We start from the raw sequence: 6,944 nt of genomic DNA on the forward strand, positions 1-6,944 counted from the left end.
TCAAAAAATTTTACGGGGGCCCCATGAAATTGAAATTCAACGCACTAGCCATCGCCTGCGCGCTCGCCACAGTCAGTGTGTCGGCACATGCCGTTACCGAGATCTCCTGGTGGCATTCGATGGCGGGCGCCATTGGCGATCGCGTCAACGGCCTGGCCGATGAATTCAACAAGAGCCAAACCGAGTACAAGGTAGTGCCGGTCTACAAGGGCCAGTATGATGAAGCCATGGCTGCGGCGACCGCAGCTTACCGCGCCGGCAACGCGCCAGACATCTTGCAGGTATTCGAAGTCGGCACCGCCACCATGATGTATTCCAAAGGCGCCATCAAGCCGGTGTCGGAAGTCATGAAGCTGGCCGGCGAACCGTTCGATCCAGCCGCCTACTTGCCGGCCATCGGCGGCTACTATGCAGCACCCAAGGGCGGCGGCTTGTTGTCGTTGCCGTTCAACAGCTCGACCACGGTCATGTTCTATAACAAGGATATGTTTACCAAGGCCGGACTCGATCCGAACAAGCCGCCAGTCACCTGGACCGAACTGGCGGCCGATGCTGCCAAACTGAAAGCCAGCGGCGCCAAATGCGGCTACACCACGACCTGGCAGTCATGGGTGGAACTGGAATCTTTCTCGACCTGGCATAACGTTGAATTCGCTTCGAAGAACAACGGCTTCGACGGCCTCGATACGCGCCTCAAGTTCAACAGCCCGCTGCACGTCAAGCATATCGAGAACCTCGCCAACTGGGCCAAGCAAGGTCTGTTCACTTATGCCGGCCGTAAGGATGAAGCCACTTCAAAATTCTATGCCGGCGAATGCGGCATGCTGACCGGCTCGTCTTCCAGCTATGCGGATATCGCCAAGAATTCCAAGTTCAAGTTCGGCATCGCTACCCTGCCTTACTACAACGACGTCCCGGGCGCACCGCAAAACACCATGATCGGCGGCGCTTCGCTGTGGGTCATGGGCGGCAAGAAAACCGAGGACTACAAGGGCGTGGCGAAATTCTTCAAATTCCTGTCGCAGCCGGAAGTGCAAGCCAAGTGGCATCAGGAAACCGGTTACCTGCCGACCACGCTTGCGGCTTACGAAATTACCCGCAAGTCCGGCTTCTATGACCGCAACCCCGGCACCGATGTCCCGGTCAAGCAGATGATCACCAAGACCACCGACAAGTCGCGCGGCATCCGCCTCGGCAACATGCCGCAGATCCGCACCATCATCGACGAAGAACTGGAAAATGTCTGGACCGGCAAGCTCACTGCCAAGCAGGCGCTGGATACTGCCGTGGAACGCGGCAATTTGTTGCTGGAACGTTTTGAAAAAACCAACAAGTAATTATCCCTACCGCTGAACCATGGCCGCACAGCAACAGTAAGCGCCCATGGTTTTCGGCACAGCCTGAATAGTTGGTCTTCCCGCAGTGTTCACCTACACTGCGGGAATTGCATCTTAGCCACACCCTGAAAGTCCCATCGTGGAAAAACGCGCTCGCTTCAAATCTGTCTGGCTGCCCTATGCGCTAGTCGCGCCACAGATCATTGTCACTCTTTTGTTTTTCGTCTGGCCGGCGGCACAAGCCATGTACCAGTCGATGCTGCTGCAGGATGCCTTCGGCGGTTATTCGGAATTCGTCTGGTTCGACAATTTCCGTACGCTGTTCGCCGATAGCAATTACCTCGCCTCTTTCAAGACCACCGCCGTCTTTTCGGTGCTGGTTGCGGGACTCGGCCTGTCGTTGTCGCTGATCCTGGCCGCCTTTGCCGATCGCGTCATCAAGGGCGCCGCCATCTACAAGACCTTCCTGATCTGGCCGTATGCGGTATCGCCGGTGGTGGTCGGCGTGCTGTGGATGTTCATGCTCAGCCCGACCCTGGGCATCGTCTCCCACTGGCTGCATTACATCGGCATCGACTGGAACCATGTGCTGAACGGCCGCCACGCGATGATCCTGATCGTGATCGCCGCCGTCTGGAAACAGGTCAGCTACAATTTTCTGTTTTTCCTGGCCGGCCTGCAATCGATCCCGAAATCGCTGATCGAAGCCGCCGCCATCGACGGCGCCGGACCGGTCAAGCGCTTTGCCACCATTGTTTTCCCGCTGCTGTCGCCCACTACCTTCTTCCTGCTGGTGGTCAATATCGTCTACGCCTTCTTCGACACCTTTGCGATTATCGAAGCCACCACCCAGGGCGGTCCGGGCAAGGATACCGATATCCTGGTCTACAAGGTGTTCAATGACGGCTTCAAGGGGGGCGACCTGGGCGGCGCGGCCGCACAGTCGGTGATCCTGATGACCATCGTCATCGTCCTCACCGTGGTGCAGTTCAAGTATGTTGAAAAGAAAGTCCAGTACGCATGAAAGATATCTTGAACAACCTCGACACGTCATTTCCGACCGAGTCATTTCTGACCGAGTCATTCCCGCGCACGCGGGAATCCATCTTGGCTGCCATGTTATGTGATAATTTGGATCCCCGCGTACACGGGGATGACAGGGCTGACAGTAATATCATGAAAGCCACCCATGATTGAGCGCCGCCCCATCCTCGACATGGTCAGCCACCTGGTGCTGATCCTGGGCGTCATCATCATCGCCTTTCCGCTCTACATTGCCTTTGTCGCCAGTACGCAAAGCGCGGAGCAAGCGTCGGCGGCGCCGCTGTCGCTGCTGCCCGGCACCCACTTCATCGACAACTACAGCGCACTGCTGACCAAGGGCACGTCCGGCAACGTTTCGTCGCCGCCGGTGGCGCGCATGCTGGTAGTGAGCCTGATTTCGGCGCTGGCGATCGCCATCGGCAAGATCTCGATTTCGATGCTGTCGGCTTTCGCCATGACCTACTTCCGCTTCCCCGGCCGCTCGCTATTCTTCTGGATGATTTTCATGACGCTGATGCTGCCGGTGGAGGTGCGCATCACGCCGACCTACCAGGTGGTGTCCGATTTCCACATGCTGAACACCTATGCCGGCCTGACCATTCCGTTGATTGCGTCAGCTACCGCCACCTTCCTGTTCCGCCAGTTCTTCCTGACCATTCCGGACGAGTTGGCGGAGGCGGCGCGGATCGACGGCGCCGGGCCTTTGCGCTTTTTCAAGGACGTGATCTGGCCGCTATCGCGCACCAATATCATCGCGCTGTTCGTGATCATGTTCATCTACGGCTGGAACCAGTACCTGTGGCCGCTGATGATCGCCACCAACCAGGACATGTACCCAATCGGTATCGGCATCAAGACCTTGATCGTTGGCGGCGATTCGGCGGTGGAATGGAATATGGTCATGGCCACTCTGGTGCTGGCGATGCTGCCGCCGGGGCTGGTGGTGGTGGTGATGCAAAAATGGTTTGTTAAAGGATTGGTTGATTCCGAGAAGTGATATGGCAAAAGTACACCTAGAGAACGTCAAGAAAACCTACGGCAAGGCGCCCAAGGCCGTCGATGTCATCCATGGCATTTCAATCGATATCGCCGATGGCGAGTTCATTGTCATGGTCGGTCCTTCCGGCTGCGGCAAGTCAACCTTGCTGCGCATGGTGGCCGGGCTGGAAGAAGTCACCTCGGGTGATATCGTCATCGGCGACCGGGTAGTCAACAAGCTGGAGCCGAAGGACCGCGATATCGCGATGGTGTTCCAGAACTATGCCTTGTATCCGCACATGAGTGTGTACGAGAACATGGCTTACGGCTTGAAGATCCGCGGCCTGAGCAAGGACGATATCGAAACGCGCGTGCAAAAAGCCGCCAAGATCCTGGAACTGGGCGCGCTACTGGAACGCACGCCGCGCCAGCTGTCCGGCGGCCAGCGCCAGCGGGTAGCGATGGGACGTGCAATCGTGCGCGAACCGGCGGTATTCCTGTTCGACGAACCGCTGTCCAACCTGGACGCCAAGCTGCGCGTGCAGATGCGGCTGGAAATCCAGAAGCTGCATCGCACACTCGGCACTACCAGTCTGTATGTCACACATGACCAGGTTGAAGCCATGACCCTGGGTCAACGCATGATCGTCATGAACGGCGGCCGCGCAGAGCAGATCGGCACGCCAGCCGAGGTGTATGCGCGCCCTGCCACGACATTTGTCGCCAGCTTCATCGGTTCGCCGCCGATGAACTTGCTGCACGGACGCGTGGCGGCGGACGGCGGCAGCTTCATGATAGAAAATGCCAGCGCCATCCCTTTGCCATCAAGCTGCAATGCGATTGCCAGTCAAGACTGCATCATGGGTCTGCGCCCTGAACAACTGATCTTTGGCCTGCCTGGTTTGAGCATGCGGGCGGAGCTGGTAGAGGCCTTAGGCGCCGATTTGCTGGTGCATGCTTCGATTGGCGACCAGTTGCTGGTGATGCGCGTGCCGGCGGCGACTACGGTCACGGCTGGCCAGCAAATCACTGCGGGTTTCGATCCCGCGGCGTTACATTGGTTTGATTCGCAAACTACGCAACGCATCGAGTTTGCGTAACGCCCGATTCATACAGCTTGGGTTAACGCAACCCAAGCTGCCGCCAGTTAGTATGTAAAAGGACATGACGAGTTGCCGTCGGCGGCTGTTTTTTGGAGAACCTTTATGGGATTCAATCCTCGCGCCAGCGTGTTATGCCTGCTGCTTTGCGCCGGCGTGTTTTCTCAACCTGCCCTGGCGGAAAAAGCGGATCTGAATAGCGTACTGACCGGTTGGGACCGCGACGAACATGCGGATTTGCGAGGCGTAGTCGTCCTGCAAGAAGGTCAAATTATCGCGGAACGTTATTACAATGGTGAAACGTCGGAGACACTACGCGACGTCCGCTCGGCGGGTAAAAGCATTACCGCGCTGTTAGTCGGTGCAGCCATGGACCGAGGCAAATTAGGCCAAGTGTCCGATCGAGTCGATAAATACTGGCCAACGACTAGTGGCAGCGCGATTGGAGACGCAAGCATTGACGATGTTCTGACAATGCGCTCTGGGCTAGCCTCGTTTGACGACGATCCCGCTTCGCCAGGCAATGAAGATAAGCTGGACGCAGCGACCGATCCGGTCCGCTTCCTGCTGAAGGTACCGCGCGCGACACCGCCAGGAACCCTGTACCGCTATAACTCGCTGACCGCATACATCGCAGGGATGTTAGTCGAAAAAGCGACAGGCCAGGATTTGCAGGATTTCGCCCGTGCCGCACTGTTCGAACCGCTGGGCGTGGTCCAATGGCAGTGGGGGCGAGACGATACCGGTCATACCAAGGGACAGGGTAATTTGTCATTATCGGCCCGCGACCTGGCCAAGGTCGGTCAACTCGTGCTCGACCAAGGGAAGTATCAAGACAAGCAGTTGATCAGCGCCGCATGGATCGCCGCCGCGTTGGCGCCGCACGTCAGCATCGCCGAAGTGGACCACTACGCCGATTACTATGGTTATTTCTGGTATTCGAAAATACAGGTTGTCGCAGACAGGGAAGTTCCGGTATTTTTCGCCTCGGGCAATGGCGGCAATAAAATTTATGTGATGCCGTCAATGAACATGGTCGTCGTCGTCACCTCCAGCGCATACGGCCATGGCTATGGGCAGCTTCGCTCCGAAACTATCCTGAAGGCGATTCTGACAGCATTTTCGCGCAACGCGTGAAGGTTCCGATCTGGCTTATGACCGCTTCCTTGGAATTTAGCCGTTAAGACGTGGAAATGACAACTTAATGACAGCTTTTTCACGTCTCTGGCGAGCCTGTATCATAGCCTCGCGTTCGACCCCAGTCACAGTTGATTACAGTCATTACAATTTACACTGCGAGATATCGCATGCCAACGCGAATCGCGTCTGGAAGTAAGCCGGCGGTCCGCATTTAACAACGAGGAATCATGAAGCCAGAAACCATCGAAGGTGCTTACTTCCAATCAAATGCGCCTATCACGTGGCATTGCTGTTCTTCATACATTTCACCTGATTACCAACGACTTGTTCGCATCTATCAAATACTCGACAACAATTTCAGGATACTTGGATTCATAAAGGTTCCGGGCGCCTCCCCCAGTTTATTGGAGAATAGTGGACCGAGACACTCCGGCCGAACGACTTCATCAATCTGTTGCATTCACCGGTTGAATCCACAGTCGAATTCGGTCTTTCGCGAAGGTCGAAGTCCGGCCAAAAACAGACTACCGCATTCAAGTTGGCGTTGGGCCAAAAATGAAACTTTAAGGGGATGTGCAAATGAGCAATGTAGATTGGATTCCAGTTACGCATGAGACCTGTGCCAGAGTGAAAGGGCCTTTCTACCACGGCAGCAGATACGACCTCGAAATAGGCGACCTGTTGGTACCCGGTTTCGAATCTAACTTCGAGGAGGGCCGGATCTCAAACAACGTGTATTTCACTGCCCTCTTGGAGCCGGCTGTCTGGGGTGCGGAATTGTCCACATCGCTTGCCGGAGTAGAGGGCAATGGTTACATCTACATCGTCGAGCCTACAGGCACTTTTGAGGACGACCCAAACCTGACAAATAAGCGTTTTCCCGGAAACCTGACACAATCCTACCGCACACGTCAGCCAGTGAGAATCATCGGTAAAGTGAATGATTGGGTTGGACATCCACCAGAAGTGCTTCAGCAAATGCTCGACGGTCTCAGAGAAAAAAAGCGTAACGGACTAGCTGTGATTGAAGACTAGTCGATTTATTCTGAATAACATCGTCGAAAGGCTAGGGTCTGTTGACGTTTCACATAGACAACCATAAAAAGGCACACGCCATGGCGACTACGCTCTCATAATTTCTTTTCAGTTTATCGAATCTGGTTGCCAAGGCGCGGTAGTGTTTCAGCCGCGCAAAAGCGTTCTCCACCAAATGCCGGCATCGATACAAGCCTCTGTCGAGATCGTCGTTTCCCTTGATCGAATTACGCTTTCTGGGGATGACGACTTGGCTTCCTATTACTACAATCTGTTCCCTGATCCGCTCGCTGTCATCGCCTTTGTCAGC

The 6,944-nt window shown here is 55.7% G+C and carries 7 protein-coding genes; 6 read left to right on the forward strand and 1 reads right to left on the reverse strand.

What is annotated here, in order from left to right:
• Window positions 1–23 precede the first annotated feature (23 nt).
• From ugpB to arr, 6 genes are all read left to right on the forward strand, one after another.
• On the forward strand, window positions 24–1,337 hold the full coding sequence (gene ugpB / locus ABI171_RS24500) for a sn-glycerol-3-phosphate ABC transporter substrate-binding protein UgpB (RefSeq protein ID WP_348095166.1): 1,314 nt from the start codon (window positions 24–26) through the stop codon (window positions 1,335–1,337).
• A 139-nt stretch (window positions 1,338–1,476) separates the two neighbouring features.
• A complete protein-coding gene (gene ugpA, locus ABI171_RS24505) occupies window positions 1,477–2,361 on the forward strand; it encodes a sn-glycerol-3-phosphate ABC transporter permease UgpA (protein ID WP_348095167.1) in 885 nt (294 codons plus the stop codon).
• 165 nt (window positions 2,362–2,526) lie between these two features.
• On the forward strand, window positions 2,527–3,378 hold the full coding sequence (ugpE, locus tag ABI171_RS24510) for a sn-glycerol-3-phosphate ABC transporter permease UgpE (protein WP_348095168.1): 852 nt from the start codon (window positions 2,527–2,529) through the stop codon (window positions 3,376–3,378).
• A 1-nt stretch (window position 3,379) separates the two neighbouring features.
• Window positions 3,380–4,459, forward strand: a complete 1,080-nt coding sequence (locus ABI171_RS24515) for a sn-glycerol-3-phosphate import ATP-binding protein UgpC (RefSeq protein ID WP_348095169.1) — start codon at window positions 3,380–3,382, stop codon at window positions 4,457–4,459.
• Between the two features lie 105 nt (window positions 4,460–4,564).
• Window positions 4,565–5,596, forward strand: a complete 1,032-nt coding sequence (locus tag ABI171_RS24520; protein WP_348095170.1) for a serine hydrolase — start codon at window positions 4,565–4,567, stop codon at window positions 5,594–5,596.
• A gap of 582 nt (window positions 5,597–6,178) precedes the next feature.
• Window positions 6,179–6,634, forward strand: coding sequence for an NAD(+)--rifampin ADP-ribosyltransferase (gene arr / locus ABI171_RS24525; RefSeq protein ID WP_348095171.1), 456 nt, complete (start codon window positions 6,179–6,181; stop codon window positions 6,632–6,634).
• Between the two features lie 49 nt (window positions 6,635–6,683).
• Here the strand turns inward: arr and ABI171_RS24530 are convergent.
• Window positions 6,684–6,944 (reverse strand): transposase (locus tag ABI171_RS24530; protein ID WP_348095172.1); only part of this gene is annotated, 261 nt, incomplete at its 5' end.

It is taken from the genome of Collimonas sp. (assembly GCF_039923675.1).
GTDB lineage: Bacteria > Pseudomonadota > Gammaproteobacteria > Burkholderiales > Burkholderiaceae_D > Collimonas.

Excerpts from the sequence above, each read along its gene's own strand:
- ugpB (WP_348095166.1), top strand. The coding sequence starts at position 24 with ATGAAATTGAAATTCAACGCACTAGCCATCGCCTGCGCGCTCGCCACA.
- ugpE (WP_348095168.1), top strand. The coding sequence starts at position 2,527 with ATGATTGAGCGCCGCCCCATCCTCGACATGGTCAGCCACCTGGTGCTG.
- ABI171_RS24515 (WP_348095169.1), top strand. The coding sequence starts at position 3,380 with ATGGCAAAAGTACACCTAGAGAACGTCAAGAAAACCTACGGCAAGGCG.
- ABI171_RS24520 (WP_348095170.1), top strand. The coding sequence starts at position 4,565 with ATGGGATTCAATCCTCGCGCCAGCGTGTTATGCCTGCTGCTTTGCGCC.
- arr (WP_348095171.1), top strand. The coding sequence starts at position 6,179 with ATGAGCAATGTAGATTGGATTCCAGTTACGCATGAGACCTGTGCCAGA.